At 70.3% G+C, this 17483-nt stretch carries 16 protein-coding genes; 11 read left to right on the top strand and 5 right to left on the bottom strand.

Annotated elements, in window-relative coordinates; genetic code table 11:
• The first annotated feature begins 221 nt into the window (after positions 1 to 221).
• Positions 222 to 578: a YciI family protein gene (locus ABZ904_RS43375; RefSeq protein WP_360990603.1), complete on the top strand. Its 357-nt coding sequence runs from the start codon at positions 222 to 224 to the stop codon at positions 576 to 578.
• A 44-nt stretch (positions 579 to 622) separates the two neighbouring features.
• Positions 623 to 1918: an RNA polymerase sigma factor gene (locus ABZ904_RS43370; RefSeq protein WP_360990606.1), complete on the top strand. Its 1296-nt coding sequence runs from the start codon at positions 623 to 625 to the stop codon at positions 1916 to 1918.
• Here ABZ904_RS43370 and ABZ904_RS43365 read toward each other — a convergent pair.
• Positions 1915 to 3087: a methyltransferase domain-containing protein gene (locus tag ABZ904_RS43365; RefSeq protein WP_359398103.1), complete on the bottom strand. Its 1173-nt coding sequence runs from the start codon at positions 3085 to 3087 to the stop codon at positions 1915 to 1917. The genes ABZ904_RS43370 and ABZ904_RS43365 overlap by 4 nt on opposite strands.
• Before the next feature lie 144 nt (positions 3088 to 3231).
• Between ABZ904_RS43365 and ABZ904_RS43360 the strand changes: the two genes are divergently transcribed.
• From ABZ904_RS43360 to groL, 3 genes are all read left to right on the top strand, one after another.
• Entirely contained in the window at positions 3232 to 4065 is an 834-nt protein-coding gene (locus ABZ904_RS43360; RefSeq protein ID WP_360990610.1) for a polysaccharide deacetylase family protein, read from the top strand.
• A 383-nt stretch (positions 4066 to 4448) separates the two neighbouring features.
• The gene (groES, locus tag ABZ904_RS43355; protein ID WP_019066754.1) at positions 4449 to 4757 is read left to right on the top strand and encodes a co-chaperone GroES; all 309 of its coding nucleotides are present in this window, start codon (positions 4449 to 4451) and stop codon (positions 4755 to 4757) included.
• Between the two features lie 149 nt (positions 4758 to 4906).
• On the top strand, positions 4907 to 6532 hold the full coding sequence (groL, locus tag ABZ904_RS43350) for a chaperonin GroEL (RefSeq protein WP_359398099.1): 1626 nt from the start codon (positions 4907 to 4909) through the stop codon (positions 6530 to 6532).
• 354 nt (positions 6533 to 6886) lie between these two features.
• On the opposite strand, the gene ABZ904_RS43345 is transcribed toward groL, so the two are convergent.
• The 3 genes from ABZ904_RS43345 to ABZ904_RS43335 all read right to left on the bottom strand — a co-directional run bounded on the left by ABZ904_RS43345 (position 6887) and on the right by ABZ904_RS43335 (position 9247).
• The gene (locus ABZ904_RS43345) at positions 6887 to 7594 is read right to left on the bottom strand and encodes an ester cyclase (protein WP_360990614.1); all 708 of its coding nucleotides are present in this window, start codon (positions 7592 to 7594) and stop codon (positions 6887 to 6889) included.
• Positions 7595 to 7710: 116 nt separating this feature from the next.
• A complete protein-coding gene (locus ABZ904_RS43340) occupies positions 7711 to 8484 on the bottom strand; it encodes an SDR family oxidoreductase (RefSeq protein ID WP_360990617.1) in 774 nt (257 codons plus the stop codon).
• Between the two features lie 88 nt (positions 8485 to 8572).
• Positions 8573 to 9247 (bottom strand): MOSC domain-containing protein, encoded by a 675-nt coding sequence (locus ABZ904_RS43335; protein WP_359398093.1) that lies wholly within the window; start codon positions 9245 to 9247, stop codon positions 8573 to 8575.
• 80 nt (positions 9248 to 9327) lie between these two features.
• On the opposite strand from ABZ904_RS43335, the gene ABZ904_RS43330 reads away from it, so the two are divergent.
• Positions 9328 to 10224: a LysR family transcriptional regulator gene (locus tag ABZ904_RS43330; protein WP_359398091.1), complete on the top strand. Its 897-nt coding sequence runs from the start codon at positions 9328 to 9330 to the stop codon at positions 10222 to 10224.
• A 189-nt stretch (positions 10225 to 10413) separates the two neighbouring features.
• Here the strand turns inward: ABZ904_RS43330 and ABZ904_RS43325 are convergent, their stop codons facing one another.
• Positions 10414 to 10746, bottom strand: a complete 333-nt coding sequence (locus ABZ904_RS43325) for a WhiB family transcriptional regulator (RefSeq protein ID WP_310765088.1) — start codon at positions 10744 to 10746, stop codon at positions 10414 to 10416.
• Between the two features lie 381 nt (positions 10747 to 11127).
• Between ABZ904_RS43325 and ABZ904_RS43320 the strand changes: the two genes are divergently transcribed.
• The 5 genes from ABZ904_RS43320 (at position 11128) to ABZ904_RS43300 (ending at position 17063) form a co-directional block, all read left to right on the top strand.
• The gene (locus ABZ904_RS43320; protein ID WP_003948568.1) at positions 11128 to 11739 is read left to right on the top strand and encodes a response regulator transcription factor; all 612 of its coding nucleotides are present in this window, start codon (positions 11128 to 11130) and stop codon (positions 11737 to 11739) included.
• Between the two features lie 257 nt (positions 11740 to 11996).
• Positions 11997 to 12572, top strand: coding sequence for a sigma-70 family RNA polymerase sigma factor (locus ABZ904_RS43315; protein WP_030571403.1), 576 nt, complete (start codon positions 11997 to 11999; stop codon positions 12570 to 12572).
• Positions 12573 to 12824: 252 nt separating this feature from the next.
• Complete coding sequence (gene guaB, locus ABZ904_RS43310) at positions 12825 to 14330, top strand: IMP dehydrogenase (protein ID WP_359398088.1); 1506 nt, start codon at positions 12825 to 12827, stop codon at positions 14328 to 14330.
• Between the two features lie 148 nt (positions 14331 to 14478).
• Entirely contained in the window at positions 14479 to 15603 is a 1125-nt protein-coding gene (locus ABZ904_RS43305; RefSeq protein ID WP_359398085.1) for a GuaB3 family IMP dehydrogenase-related protein, read from the top strand.
• 116 nt (positions 15604 to 15719) lie between these two features.
• A complete protein-coding gene (locus ABZ904_RS43300) occupies positions 15720 to 17063 on the top strand; it encodes an IS4 family transposase (RefSeq protein ID WP_361829631.1) in 1344 nt (447 codons plus the stop codon).
• Positions 17064 to 17483 lie beyond the last annotated feature (420 nt).

Below are 17483 nucleotides of genomic sequence, written 5' to 3'. Positions count from 1 at the left end.
GTCCACGTCAGGGCAGACAGAAGCACCTCCGGCGCACGCCACGGGATTTACCACGCCCCCGGCGCGCACCGAAGGTGCGCTGGATCGCTGACCTGGGAAAACAGCTCCGGGAAAAAATTCTTCGAAAAAGTCCCCGGGTCGTGTCGATCCGCGTCGCCCTCGTTCGACGCACTGGGTGAGAGGCCGGGAGGAGCCCGGCCCTCACTCCTGAGGAGACACCAATGCCGCGTTATCTGTCGCTTGTGCGCATCGACGAGACCACCGCGCCCGCCGAGGGCCCGAGCCCCGAGCTGATGCAGCGGATGGGCGAGCTCATCGAGGAGGTCACCAAGGCCGGGGTGATGCTCGACACCGCCGGTCTGACGCCGACCGCGCAGGGCACCCGGGTGCGCTGGGAGGGCGGGAAGATCTCCGTCACGGACGGCCCGTTCACCGAGTCCAAGGAGGTCGTGGGCGGTTACGCGATCATGCAGTGCAAGGACAGGGCCGAGGCCATCGAGTGGACGACCCGGTTCCTGAAGGTCCACGAGGAGTACTGGACGGTGACCTGCGAGGTGCGGGAGATCGCCGAGGGGTGACACCGCCTTGGCGCCCGGCCGCCGGGGGTGTTGCATGGTGGGTTGTGGAACAGCAGCCCACCGCCGCCCCGCCCCCCGACGGCCCCGCCGGTGCCATCGAGACCGTCTTCCGGATCGAGTCGCCCCGTGTGATCGCCGGCGTCGCCAGGATCGTCCGGGACGTCGGCATCGCCGAGGAACTCGCGCAGGACGCGCTGGTCGCCGCGCTGGAGCAGTGGCCGCGGGAGGGGGTGCCCGACAATCCCGGCGCCTGGCTGATGGCCACCGCCAAGCACCGCGCGATCGACCTCGTCCGCCGTCGGGAGCGGTATGCGCGCAAGCTCGCCGAGGTCGGGCGGGGACTGGAGGCGGCGCCGTACCACATCGACGAGCCCGCCGACCCCGAGGACATCGACGACGATCTGCTGCGGCTCGTCTTCACCGCCTGCCACCCCGTGCTGTCCGCCGAGTCCCGGATCGCGCTCACCCTGCGTCTGCTCGGCGGCCTGACGACGGCCGAGATCGGCCGGGCGTTCCTCGTGCCGGAGGCCACCGTCGCCCAGCGCATCGTCCGGGCGAAGCGGACGCTGGCCGCAAAGGGCGTGGCCTTCGAGGTGCCGTACGGGCCCGAGCGGGAGGCGCGGCTCGGGTCCGTCCTCGAGGTCATCTACCTGATCTTCAACGAGGGGTACGCGGCCACCGCCGGCGACGACCTGCTGCGCCCCGCCCTGTGCGAGGACGCGCTGCGGCTGGCCCGGGTGCTGGCCGAGTTGATGCCCAAAGAGCCCGAAGTGCACGGCCTGGCCTCGCTGCTGGAGTTCCAGGCCTCCCGCGCGGCGGCCCGCACCGGACCGGACGGCGGGCCCGTGCTGCTCGAGGACCAGAACCGGGCCCGCTGGAACCGCCTGCTCATCGCCCGCGGCATCGCCGCCCTGGGCCGCGCCGACACGGTCGCCGCCGGCGCCCCGGGCCCGTACGTTCTCCAGGCCGCGATCGCCGCCTGTCACGCGCACGCGTACGCCTACGAGGAGACGGACTGGGCGCGCATCGCCGTCCTGTACGGCCTGCTGGCCGCGCGGACGCCGTCGCCGGTCGTCGAGCTGAACCGGGCCGTCGCCGTCTCGAGGGCCGAGGGCCCCGGCCCGGCGCTGGAGATCGTCGACCGTCTCACCGCAGAACCGGCCCTGCGTGACTACCACTTGCTGCCGAGCGTCCGCGGCGACCTGCTGGCGCGCCTGGGGCGCACGGCCGAAGCCGGCGCGGAGTTCGAGCGCGCCGCCGGCCTCGCCCGCAACGAACGGGAACGGGAGCTGCTGCGGGCACGGGCGGAGGCATGCCGCCGGGCAGGGGACTCCGGCTAGACCGGGTGCCCCAGGAGCATCGTCGGCGCGCCCGCCACCCGGGTCAGGAACACGGTCAGCGCGTGGGGCCCGTGCGGCTTGGGCAGGACCTTCCGGCGGAGTTCCTCCGGCTCGACCGCGGAACCGCGCTTCTTCACGGTCAGGACCCCGACCTCCCGCTCCCGCAGCAGCGCCTTCAGCCTCTTCACGTTGAAGGGGAGCCGGTCGGTGATCTCGTACGCGGTGGCGTACGGCGAGTGGCGGTGCTCGTCCGCCGTCACATACGCGATCGTCTCGTCGATCAGCCCGCCGTCCAGCTCCTTCGCCACCTCCGCCACCAGGTGCGCGCGGATCGCCGCGCCGTCGGGTTCGTAGAGGTAGCGGCCGGGCGTGCGCACCGGCGGATCAGGCAGTCCGCGGCCGTGCAGCACGCGCGGACCGGGCAGCAGGGTGGCCCGTACGTGGCCCGGCTGTGTGCCGAACCAGAGCACCGCCTCCTTCACGTCCCCGCCGTCCGAGATCCACTCGGCCTCGGCACCGGCGGGCACCGCCTCGTGCGGAATGCCCGGGGCGACCTTCAGCGCGGCGTGCGGCGCCTTCTCGGCCGTCGCCACGGCCCAGGACAGCGGGGGCGAGTACGCCTCCGGGTCGAAGATCCTGCCGCGCCCGCCGCGCCGTGCCGGATCCACGAAGACGGCGTCGTACGGGGACACGTCCACCTCCGTGACGTCCGCCTCGCGCACCTCGATCAGCGCGGACAACCCCAACGCGTCCGCGTTCGCCCGTGCCACCGCCGCCGTCAGCGGATCGCGGTCCACGGCCAGGACCCGGATCCCGGCCCGGGCGAACGCGATCGCGTCGCCGCCGATGCCGCAGCACAGATCGGCGACGGAGGCCGCGCCAAGGGCCCGCAGCCGCTCGGCGCGGTGGGCCGCCACCGCGGCCCTGGTGGACTGCTCCACGCCGTTCGGGGTGAAGAACATCCGTTGCGCGTCCTCGGCGGCGAACTTCGCCGCCGCACGTTCGCGCAGCCGCGCCTGAGCGAGGGCCGCCGAGACGAGCTCGGCGGGGTGCGTACGGCGCAGCCGGGTCGCGACGGCCAGTTCCTGCGCGGGGTCGGTGCCGCGCACCTCGTCCAGGAGGGCGCGGCCCTCGGGGGTGAGAAGGGAGGCGAAGGAGAGGTCGTTCACGGGATCATTGTCGGCCAGTCGGTGGACGGTGTGCGTCCGGCCGCGGTGTCGGCCCGCCGCGGTCGTCCGCGGCTGGAAGGATCCGACACCATGCGGCCCGTACGACAAAAGTACAAAAAGCGCGTAAAGCGCCTCTGTGGACCAGTGAAGTTGCCGCTGATCGAGTCCCCGCTTTCGGCGAGGAAGGTGCGGCCCCTGATCGCCGGGGCGCTCGCCGTCGTGCTCCTGTCCGGCTGCGCCCAGTCCGTGGACCCCATCGAACGGCTGGGCAGGAAAGCGGCGCAGAAGGTGCACCGGCCGCACAGGCGGATCGACCGTACGTTCCGCCACTGGGGCCTCACCGCCCCCCTCGTCCCGGCACCCCGGCCGGCTCGTCCCCGGGCCGGCAGTGCGGGCCGGCCCGGAGCGGGGCTGCCGGAGGTCCTCGACCATGTCCCCACTGATGACAGGGTCGTCTTCCTGACGTACGACGAGGGTGTCCAGGACGATCCCCGGTTCACCGACATGGTCCGTGAACTGCGGCTGCCGGTCAGTGTGTTCCTCACGGACCGCGCCGTGGAGCCGGGGCTCGCGCCCCTCGCACGGCTGCGGGAGGCCGGTGCGGCCATCCAGAACCAGACCCTGGACCACAACCCGCTGCGCGGCCGCACCTACGACGAACAGCACACCGAGATCTGCGGCCAGCGGGACCGTCTGGAGGCCCGCCTCGGCCTGCGCCCCCACCTGCTCCACCCGCCCTACGGCGCCTACGACCGCACCACGCTCCGCGCGGCGGCGGACTGCGGCATCACGGCCCTGGTCCTGTGGCGCCCGGCATGGGAGCGGCACGGCAGGGGCAGGTTCGTGTGCGCGGGCGACATCGTCCGGCCCCACGAGCCGGGCCGTCCCCTCGCCTCCGTGACCGTAGAGACGAGCCACCTCCTGCGGCGCATCCAGGCGAGGGGGCTCACGGTGGCCCGCCTCGAGGACTACGTGTAGTCCGCTCGCGCGCCGCGCCGAGCCCGCGTGCCCCCGGAGACCCGGGCGGTACGGAGCCGGGCATTCCGCGGGCCTGTCCGGCGTTCGAGGACAAGGCGGTTCAGGCCGATGAAGAGGATCAGGCGGCGCCGTCGCCGTCCAGGAGGCACCGCCCCTGGACGCCGGACACGGGCCCGGCGACCCCGGCCGGCCACGCCGCGACGCGGGCGACTGGCACTCCGCTTGACCGAGTGCTAATCGCGGTCATAGTCTCGGCCCTGGCACTCGCCACTGGAGAGTGCCAACAAAGCGACGGGCAGGTCCGGCACCCGCGACGACGGATCGACCTGGTCGCCACCTCAGACAGTTGACCCCGTGAGATCTCCGAAGGGGGAGGTCGGATCGTGACGACCACCAGCTCCAAGGTTGCCATCAAGCCGCTTGAGGACCGCATCGTGGTCCAGCCGCTGGACGCCGAGCAGACCACGGCCTCTGGCCTGGTCATTCCGGACACCGCCAAGGAGAAGCCCCAGGAGGGCGTCGTCCTGGCCGTGGGCCCGGGCCGCTTCGAGAACGGCGAGCGCCTTCCGCTCGACGTCAAGACCGGCGACATCGTGCTGTACAGCAAGTACGGCGGCACCGAGGTGAAGTACAGCGGCGAGGAGTACCTCGTCCTCTCGGCTCGCGACGTGCTCGCGATCATCGAGAAGTAATTCACCGAAGAAGACTGCTTCGAGCTGCGCCCCTGGCCCCCGCGACCGATGATCAGCCGGGCGTCGGGGGCGCGGTTCGTTCTTTACCGCGATGGCGGCCGTCCTGCGGGGGCGGCCGATGATCGCATTCGAGAGGACTGAAACGCTCCATGGCGAAGATCCTGAAGTTCGACGAGGACGCCCGTCGCGCCCTCGAGCGCGGCGTCAACAAGCTTGCCGACACGGTCAAGGTGACGATCGGCCCCAAGGGGCGCAACGTCGTCATCGACAAGAAGTTCGGCGCGCCCACCATCACCAACGACGGTGTCACCATCGCCCGTGAGGTCGAGGTCGACGACCCGTACGAGAACCTCGGTGCCCAGCTGGTGAAGGAGGTGGCGACCAAGACCAACGACATCGCGGGTGACGGTACGACCACCGCCACCGTGCTCGCCCAGGCGCTGGTGCGCGAGGGCCTGAAGAACGTCGCCGCGGGTGCCTCCCCGGCCGCCCTGAAGAAGGGCATCGACGCCGCCGTGGCCGCGGTCGCCGAGGACCTCCTCGCCACCGCGCGCCCGATCGAGGAGAAGTCCGACATCGCCGCCGTCGCCGCGCTGTCCGCTCAGGACCAGCAGGTCGGCGAGCTCATCGCCGAGGCGATGGACAAGGTCGGCAAGGACGGTGTCATCACCGTCGAGGAGTCCAACACCTTCGGTCTGGAGCTGGACTTCACCGAGGGCATGGCCTTCGACAAGGGCTACCTGTCGCCGTACTTCGTGACGGACCAGGAGCGTATGGAGGCCGTCCTCGACGACCCGTACATCCTCATCCACCAGGGCAAGATCGCCGCCATCGCGGACCTGCTGCCGCTGCTGGAGAAGATCATCCAGGCCGGCTCCTCCAAGCCGCTGCTGATCATCGCCGAGGACGTCGAGGGCGAGGCCCTGTCCACCCTCGTCGTGAACAAGATCCGCGGCACCTTCAACGCCGTCGCCGTCAAGGCCCCCGGCTTCGGCGACCGCCGCAAGGCGATGCTGCAGGACATGGCGGTCCTCACCGGCGCGACCGTCATCGCCGAGGAGGTCGGCCTCAAGATCGACCAGGTCGGCCTGGACGTGCTGGGCTCCGCCCGCCGCGTGACGGTCACCAAGGACGACACGACCATCGTCGACGGCGGCGGCAAGTCCGAGGACGTCGTGGGCCGCATCGGCCAGATCAAGGCCGAGATCGAGACCACGGACTCCGACTGGGACCGCGAGAAGCTCCAGGAGCGCCTCGCCAAGCTGGCCGGCGGCGTGTGCGTGATCAAGGTCGGCGCCGCCACCGAGGTGGAGCTGAAGGAGAAGAAGCACCGTCTGGAGGACGCCATCTCCGCGACCCGCGCCGCGGTCGAGGAGGGCATCGTCTCCGGTGGTGGCTCCGCGCTGGTCCACGCCTCCAAGGTGCTGGCCGAGGGCCTCGGCAAGCAGGGCGACGAGGCCACCGGTGTCGCGATCGTCCGCCGCGCGGTGGTCGAGCCGCTGCGCTGGATCGCCGAGAACGCCGGCCTCGAGGGTTACGTCATCGCCTCCAAGGTCGCCGAGCTCGAGAAGGGCCAGGGCTACAACGCCGCCACCGGCGAGTACGGCGACCTGATCAAGGCCGGCGTCATCGACCCGGTCAAGGTCACCCGCTCCGCCCTGGAGAACGCCGCCTCCATCGCCTCCCTGCTGCTGACGACCGAGACCCTGGTCGTCGAGAAGAAGGAAGAAGAGGAGCCGGCCGCAGCCGGCCACGGCCACGGTCACTCCCACTGACGCACGTCGGTAGCCCGTAAGTCGTAACCGAGGGCCCGGCATCCCCGCCAACGGGGGTGCCGGGCCCTCGTGCCATCTGTCCCGCAATCCCTGAGCATCGGTCGGCCGTGCTGACGTGGTCTGTAGAGGTCCGGGGCCGTCGTGACGGGGGGTGGCCGCTCCGTCCCTCTCCCGTACCCGGACGACTCGGCGGACATCATGCTCGGCGGCACGCGCCGTGCCTCAGCGCCGCCGCGTGGTCGGTGAGTTCCCCGGGGGTGGTGCCTGCGTTCTGGGCATGGCCCGAGGAAAGCCCCCGGTTTGCCTGGGAGCTTTCCTGAGGGAGGAATCACCGGACCAGGCCGTCCCGCGCCGTCAGGTCTCCAGCGCGTCCAGCGCCCCCAGTTGTTCCATCAAGCCCAGCCGGTCGTACTGCCACCAGCCTTCGACGATCTTCCCGTCGGCTCCGCACCGGAAGACGGTCGTACCGGTCATGGTGACGTTTTTGCCCGTGGGCGGGATTCCCAGGAACTCGCCGGTGTGCCGGGCGTTCCAGGTCCACCGGGTGCACACCTGCTCGCCCGCGGCGATCTGGTCCTCGATGGTGAACGCGAAGTCGAAGCCGTCCCGCCACACCCGTATCTCACGGCGCATCGCGTCCATGCCGAGGGTGTCCTGCTCGTTGGCGGGATCGTGGTCGTGGTAGTGCTCGGTGAGCAGCCCGTCCAGCGGCGGCAGATCGCCCTTGGTCGCGATGACCTCGAAGAACCGCCGTACGGTGGCCGCGTACAGCTGCTCGTCCCGCACCACGTCCAGATCCGTGAAGGTGGGCATCCCGTCGCAGAGGGCGGTCATGTCACGGAAGATCTGATCGGTCTCCGGAAGGCGGGAGGTCCGCATCGCGTACTCGTACGAGGGGAACTCCACGATCTCCACGAAGTGCGAGGCGTCGGACCTGTCCTTGCCGATCAGGCTGTGTCTCGCGCTCCGCTTCCCGCCGGTCTGCTCCAGCCATGTGTCCACGAGCTGGTTCATCTCGTCGAACCGGCTGGTCTTGCAGTCGATGAGCTGCACAAATGTCATGACGCCGCCTCCGGCCCCCCTGGGTCCGGCAGATACGCCCAGTTTCCCACCCGAGGGGCGGCGTCACCCGTCCTGCCGCGACCCGCACCCGGGCCGCTCGCTGTGCCGACCGGGCACTACTGCGGCCCGTACTTGCGTCCCGTGCGCGAGCTGATCCCACCCAGCAGCGCGCGCGGCGTCACCTTCACCACGCTCATCAGCGCCTTGTACCGGGGGTCGGGGATGGAGACCGTCCTGCCCCGAGCCAGGTCCGCGAGGGCGGCGGTGACCACATTGTCCGCGTCCAGCCACATCCAGCCCGGGATGTTGTCCGTGCCCATTCCGGCGCGCTCGTGGAACTCCGTACGGACGAATCCCGGGCACAGTGCCATCAGCCGTACGCCCGACCCGGCCAGATCACGCGCCGCGCCCTGCGTGAACTGCACGACCCACGCCTTGGACGCGCCGTACGTGCCGCGCGGGACGAACGCCGCCACCGAGGCCACATTGACGACCCCGCCGCGGCCGCGGGTGCGCATCGACTCCGCCGCCGCGCTCGTCAGCCGCAGCACCGCCTCGCAGTGCACCTTGAGCATCCGCAGCTCGTCCGCCATCGGCACCTCGAGATAACGGCCCTTGTTGCCGAAGCCCGCGTTGTTCACGAGCAGGTCGACGGGGTCCTTGAGATCGGACAGACGCGTGGCCACCGCCTCGATGCCCTCGTCGGTGGCCAGGTCGGCGGTCAGCACCTTCGCCTCGATGCCGTGCCGGTCGTGCAACTCGGTCGCCTGTTCCCCCAGCCGCTTGGTGTCGCGTGCCACCAGGACGAGGTCATGGCCGTCGGCGGCCAGCCGCCGTGCGAACGCGGCGCCGATGCCCGCGGTCGAACCCGTAATCAGAGCCGTTGTCATGGGCCAACGATAGTGACCCGGAACGACCGAGTCCGCCTCCCGGACCGGGCATCGCCAAGGCTCCGCGGCCGGTCTCCGCGAGCCGGGGCTACTTCCCCGCGGGGTGCTTCAGGGCGTACTGACGTGCAGCGACCGCGACCTCCGTGTGCAGCGCGTCACCCGCCGTCAGCAGCCGGGGCAGAAGGTGCCGTTCCGTGGTGGATGCACGGAACTGGAGGGCCACCGTCACATCGTGATCGGGGCGGTGCACGATCGTGACGGGGTCTCCGGCCCGGATCTCACCCGGCTCGATCACGCGCAGGTACGCGCCGGGCGCTCCTTGGTGCGTGAACCGTTTGACCCAGCCGCGCTCGCCCAGATGTGCCTGGAAGGTGCGGCACGGGATACGCCCGGAGGTGACCTCCAGGACCAGGTCGGACCCGACGCGCCAGCGCTCGCCGATGCGCGCGCCGGACACGTCGAGGCCCACCGTGGTGAGGTTCTCGCCGAAGGAGCCGCTCGGCAGCGCGCGGCCCAGCTCGTGCTCCCAGGCGTCCAGGTCCTCGCGTGCGAACGCGTACACCGCCTGGTCGTCGCCGCCGTGGTGCCGCAGATCGCACACCGCGTCCCCTGCCACCCCGCTCGCGCCGGTCCCCTTGGGCCCGGGCGCGGCCACCCGCACCGGTCCGTCCACCGGCCGCTTGTCGATGCCGGTGACTCCCTCCGCCTGGTCGGTGTAGTCGACGGCCACGGGCCGGCCCACGTTCAGTGACAGAAGCTTCATACCGGCACGGTAGGCGACCAAAGGTCAAAGCAGCGACGCAATATTCGTCACGGTACCCAAGGTTCGCTTATACTCACGGCGTGATAGAGGCCCGACATCTCCGTGTGCTGCGCGCCGTCGCCGCCGCCGGCTCCTTCTCGGCGGCCGGCCGCGAACTGGGCTGCACCCAGCCCGCGGTCAGCCAGCAGATGAAGGCGCTCGAGGCGTCGGTCGGCACGCCGCTGCTGGTCCGCACCGGCCGCGAGATGCGCCTGACCCAGGCCGGTGAGGCGCTGGTGCGGCATGCGGCCGGCATCCTCGCGGGGCTGACCGCCGCCGAGGAGGAGGTCGCCGCCATCGCCGGTCTGCGGGCCGGCCGTGTCCGCCTCGTCTCCTTCCCGAGCGGCAGCTCCACATTGGTCCCCACCGCTCTCGCCGCATTGCGCGCCGCGCACCCCGGCACACGGGTCTCCCTCGAGGAGGCCGAACCGCCGGAGTCGGTGGAGAAGCTGCGTGCGGGGGACTGCGACATAGCCCTCGCGTTCCGCTACGAAGGGGCGGCCGGCGCCGAGGAGTGGGACGACCTGGTGGTCCGTCCCCTGCTCGTCGACCGGCTCGTCGGCCTCGTCCCCGCCGCGCACCGGCTGGCCGGCGCGGAGTCGGTGGCCATCGGCGAGCTTGCCGGGGAGTCCTGGATCGCGGGGTGCCCGCGCTGCCGGGGTCAGCTGGTGGAGGCGTGCGAGAGCGCGGGCTTCACGCCCCGTATCGACTTCGCGACGGACGACTATCCGGCGGTGGTGGGCCTGGTCGGCGCCGGTCTCGGCGTGGCGGTGCTGCCGCAGCTGGCCATCGAGTCCGTACGGCCGAGGAGTGCCCGCCCGGTCACGCTGGAGCCCGCGGTGCGGCGGGAGATCGTCGCGCTCACCCTGCCCGACCTGGCGCATGTGCCGGCGGTGGAAGCGACGCTGGAAGAACTGGCGCGAGCGGCCGCGCGATAGGTCACCGGAGCCCGATCTCGGGCGGTTCTACCGGCCCGAGCCCCTCTGGCTCTACCGAACCCCCTGGCTTCTGCCGACCCCCGAAGCCGTCCCCCTGTGTGTTCACGCCCCCCGAGCGACCCCCTGTGGTGTGCTGCCCACCCCAAAAAAGGGCACACAGATGCGTGCCCGTGGTGAAGAAACGTTCCTTCAGTTGTTCGAGGCGGCGCTGCCCCCGCTACTCGTGGACGCCGGTACCAGCCGGTTCCGTGCTCGTCCCATGAGCTCTTCTCGTTCGTCCTCGGTCAGACCGCCCCACACGCCGTACGGCTCGCGCACCGCCAGTGCGTGGGCCGCGCACTCCGCGCGTACGGGGCACCTCATACAGACCTCTTTGGCCGAGTTCTCGCGAGCGCTCCGGGCCGCACCGCGCTCGCCCTCCGGATGGAAGAAGAGCGAGCTGTCGACCCCACGGCAGGCCGCATGGAGCTGCCAGTCCCACAGATCCGCGTTCGGACCGGGAAGGCGGGAGAAATCTGCCATTGCGTGTCCCCTTGTTGCCGTTCTGGGCGGATATCTGAGTCTTTGACCGTACAGCGACGATCTTAGGAGATGAAAATATGACTCATTGCGAATCTAGCTCCAGACACCAGCAAACGGGAAGAAAAGCGGCTAAATGGGGCATAGGTTGTGGTGAAAGTTCGAGGGTCCGCCGCGCATGTATGCACCGTGTCCGGACCCTCACGTACAGTGCCGAAGATGGCTTGCTGCACCGTAACTCTTTCGAGTGACCATCGTTGAGAGTGCGGAGGCGGTTGAAGGAACAAGCGCTCGGGCAGGCGTCCGAGGGCGTCGACCGCACAGGTGACGATTCGTACCAGCCTGGAGGCTCAAGGTGACGCGCATCAGCTGCGGAGGGCGGTCATGACATCCGTCCTCGTCTGCGACGACTCCCCGCTTGCCCGAGAGGCGCTCCGCCGCGCGGTGGCGACCGTGCCCGGTGTCGAGCGCGTGACGACGGCGGCCAACGGCGAGGAAGTCCTCCGCCGCTGGGGGGCCGACCGTTCGGACCTGATTCTGATGGACGTACGCATGCCCGGTCTGGGCGGCGTCGAGACCGTACGGCGCCTGCTGTCCGCCGACCCCGGTGCGCGCATCATCATGCTCACCGTCGCCGAGGACCTCGACGGTGTCGCGCTCGCGGTGGCCGCCGGCGCCCGCGGCTATCTGCACAAGGACGCCTCGCGCGCCGAACTGCGGGCGACCGTCACGCAGGCCCTCGCCGACCCGACCTGGCGGCTCGCCCCGCGGCGGCTGCGCTCGGCCGAGATGGGTGCCGCGCCCACGCTCACCGCGCGCGAGATCCAGGTCCTCGAGGGCATGAGCCACGGCCGCTCCAACGCGGAGATCGGCCGTGAGCTGTTCCTCTCCGAGGACACGGTGAAGACGCACGCCCGGCGGCTGTTCAAGAAGCTCGGCGCCTCCGACCGCGCGCACGCCGTGGCGCTCGGCTTCCGGTGGGGGCTGGTCCGCTAAGTGGGTCGTCGCGGGGCTACGCGGATCCCCGCCTACCGCACGGTGGGCGGGGTTGGCAACGGGACCCGCCGGGTGCCCGCTGCTCGTTTCGCCGCGGATGCCGCATCCTTGGAGGTGTGGAGTTCCTCGGGGACGAGTCGATCGAGCGGAAGGGGAGGGCGCAGGAGATGAGTTCCGGCGCACCTGCTCATAACGCTTCGGTGCACAACTACGGACGCGGTGCCACGGACCGGACTACGCCAAGGCACCATGGACCGATGCGCGACGACGAGACAACGGTGATCGGTGCGCTCGTCCATCGTGCCGTCGACGGCGACGAGCAGGCGACCCATGACCTGCTCGCCCGCGTTCACCCGTTGGCGCTGCGCTACTGCCGTACCCGTCTGTCCCGACTGCCTGGCGACGCCCGGCACTTCGTCGAGGACCTGGCGCAGGAGGTCTGCGTCGCCGTCCTCCTCGCCCTGCCTCGCTACAAGGACACCGGGCGGCCCTTCGAGGCGTTCGTCTTCGCGATCGCCGCGCACAAGGTCGCGGATCTGCAGCGCGCGGCGATGCGGCACCCCGGCTCGACGGCGGTCCCGTCGGACGAGATGCCGGAGCGCCCGGACGACTCCCTGGGGCCCGAGGAGCGGGCGCTGCTCAGCAGTGATGCCGAATGGGCCAAGAAACTCCTGGCCAACCTCCCGGAGAACCAGCGAGAGCTGCTGCTGCTCCGGATCGCGGTGGGCTTGACCGCGGAGGAAACGGGTCAGATGTTGGGAATGTCACCGGGCGCGGTCAGGGTGGCCCAGCACCGGGCCCTGAGCAGACTGCGGGCGCTCGCGGAGCAGTAGGCGCGTCCTGCCGCCGGCCGGGGCGATCAGCGGCGTCGGCGCGTTCGCGCGCTGCCGTCCCGCTGGTTCCGGGTTCCGTGCCCGCGCCGGCTGGCCACGGCGACCTGTCCACGGCCCTCACATGAACAGGCGGACCCCCCTTTTCGTACGAACATATGAAGCCGGAGGGCATCGCTAACTGTGGAATGAGACGCCCGTGCTTCCCGTTAGCATGGACATCCGCACCGATCAAGGCCATTTGGGGAAGGTGTCATGACTGCCAACGTCGACGGAGTGCCCGAGAAATTCGCGACACTCGGGCTGACCTACGACGACGTGCTGCTGCTGCCGGGCGCGTCCGACATGGCGCCCGACGAGATCGACACCACCTCGTACGTCTCCAAGAACGTCCGGGTCAACATCCCGCTTCTGTCCGCCGCCATGGACAAGGTGACCGAGTCGCGCATGGCGATCGCGATGGCCCGCCAGGGTGGCGTCGGCGTACTGCACCGCAACCTGTCGATAGAGGACCAGGCCAACCAGGTCGACCTGGTCAAGCGCTCCGAGTCCGGCATGGTGGCCAATCCGATCACCATCCACCCGGACGCCACGCTCGCCGAGGCGGACGCCCTGTGCGGCAAGTTCCGCATCAGCGGTGTCCCGGTCACCGACGGCGCGGGCAAGCTGCTCGGCATCGTCACCAACCGCGACATGGCCTTCGAGAACGACCGCTCCCGCCAGGTGCACGAGGTCATGACCCCGATGCCCCTGGTCACCGGCCACGTCGGCATCTCCGGCAGCGAGGCGATGCAGCTGCTGCGCCGCCACAAGATCGAGAAGCTTCCGCTGGTCGACGAGGCGGGCATTCTCAAGGGTCTGATCACGGTCAAGGACTTCGTGAAGGCCGAGCAGTACCCGAACTCCGCGAAGGACGCCGAGGGCCGTCTCATCGTCGGCGCCGCGGTGGGCGTCGCGGGCGACTCGTTCGAGCGCGCCCAGGCCCTGATCGAGGCGGGCGTCGACTTCATCGTCGTCGACACCGCGCACGGCCACTCCCGGCTGGTCGGCGACATGGTCGCCAAGATCAAGTCGAACTTCTCGGGCGTCGACATCATCGGCGGCAACATCGCCACCCGCGAGGGCGCCCAGGCGCTCATCGACGCCGGCGTCGACGGCATCAAGGTCGGTGTCGGCCCGGGCTCCATCTGCACGACCCGCGTGGTCGCCGGCATCGGCGTACCCCAGGTGACCGCCATCTACGAGGCGTCGCTCGCCGCCCGGGAGGCCGGTATCCCGGTCATCGGCGACGGCGGTCTGCAGTACTCGGGTGACATCGCGAAGGCCCTGGTCGCGGGCGCCGACACGGTGATGCTGGGCTCGCTGCTCGCGGGCTGCGAGGAGTCGCCGGGCGAGCTGCTCTTCATCAACGGCAAGCAGTTCAAGTCGTACCGCGGCATGGGCTCCCTAGGCGCCATGCAGTCCCGTGGCGACCGCAAGTCCTTCTCCAAGGACCGCTACTTCCAGGAGCGCATCGCCTCCGACGACGAGCTGATCCCCGAGGGCATCGAGGGCCAGGTGCCCTACCGCGGCCCGCTCGCCTCGGTCGTCCACCAGCTGGTCGGCGGTCTGCGCCAGTCCATGTTCTACGTCGGCGGCAGGACGGTCCCCGAGCTCCAGGCGAAGGGCCAGTTCGTCCGGATCACGTCCGCGGGCCTGAAGGAGAGCCACCCGCACGACATCCAGATGACGGTCGAGGCGCCGAACTACAGCGGGAAGTGATCCACGCGCGCGTGAAGCGCGCGGAAAACTCGTCCGAGGGCGGTCCCGGAACCTCCGGGACCGCCCTCGAAGTGCGTCCGGGCGCCCCCCGGCACGACGGTCGGCGATACTGGAAGACGCTGAAACGCATCAGGGAAAGGCCACAGACGTGACTGAGATCGAGATCGGGCGCGGCAAGCGCGGCCGCCGGGCTTACGCCTTCGACGACATCGCCGTCGTCCCCAGCCGCCGTACGCGGGACCCGAAGGAGGTCTCGATCGCCTGGCAGATCGACGCCTACCGCTTCGAGCTGCCCTTCCTGGCCGCCCCCATGGACTCGGTCGTCTCGCCGGCCACCGCCATCCGCATCGGCGAGCTCGGCGGCCTCGGCGTGCTGAACCTCGAGGGTCTGTGGACGCGGTACGAGGACCCGCAGCCGCTCCTCGACGAGATCGCCGGGCTGCCCGCCGAAGCCGCGACCCGCCGCCTCCAGGAGGTCTACGCGGCCCCCATCAAGGAGGAGCTGATCGGGCAGCGCATCAAGGAGGTGCGCGACTCGGGCGTCGTCACCGCGGCCGCGCTCTCCCCGCAGCGCACGGCCCAGTTCTCCAAGGCCGTCGTGGACGCGGGCGTGGACATCTTCGTCATCCGCGGCACCACGGTGTCGGCGGAGCACGTCTCCCACTCGCACGAGCCGCTGAACCTGAAGCAGTTCATCTACGAGCTCGACGTCCCGGTCATCGTCGGCGGCTGCGCCACCTACACCGCCGCCCTGCACCTGATGCGCACCGGCGCGGCCGGCGTGCTGGTCGGCTTCGGCGGCGGCGCCGCGCACACCACGCGCAATGTGCTGGGCATTCAGGTCCCGATGGCCACGGCGGTCGCGGACGTCGCGGCGGCCCGCCGCGACTACATGGACGAGTCCGGCGGCAGGTACGTGCACGTGATCGCGGACGGCGGCGTCGGCTGGTCCGGCGACCTGCCGAAGGCGATCGCCTGCGGCGCCGACGCCGTGATGATGGGCTCCCCTCTCGCCCGCGCCACGGACGCGCCCGGCAAGGGCCACCACTGGGGCATGGAGGCCGTCAACGACGAACTCCCGCGGGGCATGAAGGTCGACCTCGGTACGGTCGGCACGATCGAGGAGGTTCTCACCGGCCCCTCGCACACTCCGGACGGTTCGATGAACTTCTTCGGCGCCCTGCGCCGCGCGATGGCGACCACCGGCTACAGCGAGCTGAAGGAGTTCCAGCGGGTCGAGGTGACGGTGGCGGACTCGCAGCACCGGCGGTGATGTGACGCTGCGCGCGGCTTGAGCGGACGAAGGGGCCCGTCAATGCCGTTGCTTGATGGGTGAAGAAGCTCGTCTTGGGACGGTGACGTGGTGTGCGGGGCCTCGTTGGGTCCGACATGGGCCATGCGTGGGTGGGCTTGTCTGATCGGGTGCGGCTGGGGGCGTTGACGCGGTGGGTGACACCGGAACTGGTGGATGAGGCGGTGGCCGAGCACGGGAGACGTGACAAGCGGCCGGGTGCGCTGCCTGCCGGGATGATGGTGTACTTCGTGCTGGGACTGGCCCTGTTCCACCAGGATTCCTATGACGACGTGGCGGAGAACCTAGTCAGCGCGATCCCGGGCATGGGCGACGCGGTCCCGAACCGGTCGTCGTTCACCCGGGCCCGGCAGCGTCTGGGCCCGCAGGTGCTGGAGACTGTGTTCCGCAAGGTCGCGGGCCCGCTGGCACCGGACGGACTTGCCGGGTCGTTCTGGCGAGGGATGCGGCTGGCCGCGGTCGACGGGTTCTACCTGGACGCCCCGGACACGGCAGCGAACCGGGCCGCGTTCGGCGGCCAGGTGGCGCCGGACGGCAGTCCGCTGGCATTCCCGCAGGTCCGGGTGCTCACCTTGACGGAGATCGGCACGCACGCAGTACTGGACGCACGCGTCGGCGGCCTCGTCGACAGTGAGCAGGACCTGGCGGTTCCCCTCGCGAGCGGCACCGCGGGCATGCTTGTGATCATGGACCGAGGGTTCGTCGGGGTCTCCGTATGGCGGGAGTTCACCGCGGCGGGCGCCCATGTGCTGATCCGTGCGAAGACGAACAACGCGCGCACCCCGATCGAGCGCCTGCCCGACGGCACTTACCTGGCGGAGATCTCGCAGTGGGCCGGCAAGCGCAAGATCCACACGGTGACCGTGCGAGTGATCGAGTACCAGGTCGACGGCGGGGAGACGATCCGCCTGCTCACCGACCTCCTCGACCCCGCCCAGGCTCCGGCCGCCGAACTCGCCGTCCTGTATCACGAGAGGTGGGAGGCGGAACTGTCGAACCGCCAGCTCAAGACCTTCCAGCGCGGCCCGCAGCAGGTCCTGCGCTCGGCCGAGCCCGCCCTGGTGCACCAGGAGGTCTGGGCACACCTGACGGTCCACCACTGTCTTTCCCGCATGATCGTCGACATCGCCGGCGGGCACTGCCTGGACCCGGACCGGATCTCCTTCGTCAAGGTCCTCAAAGCGGTACGCCGCAGCGTCGTCCAGCAGGCCGCGAGCACCCCGCGCCGGCTCGCGAAGTTCCTGGCCACCCTCGCAGCCAAACTCCGCAAACTCGACATCGGACCGCGCCGCGACCGCGAGGCCGACCGACTCGTCAAGCGCTTCAAGCTCAAGTACGCCGACCCCCCAAAGGGCTGGACTCGCCGACCGACCCGCCGTGTCCAGCCGAAGACCGTCACCCTCATCCCCAGATTGGTTTAGACATCAAGCAACGGCATTGAGGGGCCCGTTCACCCCGATGGGTGAACGGGCCCCTTCGTGTGTCCAAGTGCCCAGGTAAGGGCGCTCTTTGCGATACGGGGGCGCACGGTTGCCCTCGGGGTGAATGCGCGTCGGACGGCCGTTGCGAGCCGATAGTGTCCGTGTCCGGCGACCCCGTTCTCTGGGGCGCCCCCTTCCAAGGACAAGGTTCCGGACCCCGGCCGTCGGGGCCCGGCCCGAACTCCGATGGACCGTCCACCGGGTACTGGGCGGTGTCATGGAAGGGGGCGTGCCCGTGGGCCGTCACCGCAAGCCCACCCGCTGGGACCGGATCCGTCTGTGGACGGTGAAGTGCCGGAGGAGGTGGATCTTGCGGATGTTCGGATGGTGAGCGGCCACCCCTACAGAGAATAGGGGTAA

It is taken from the genome of Streptomyces sp. NPDC046900, assembly GCF_040644975.1.
Lineage (GTDB): Bacteria > Actinomycetota > Actinomycetes > Streptomycetales > Streptomycetaceae > Streptomyces.
Note: the sequence above shows the minus strand (reverse complement) of the source record. Positions and strands in the feature narration are given on the sequence as shown.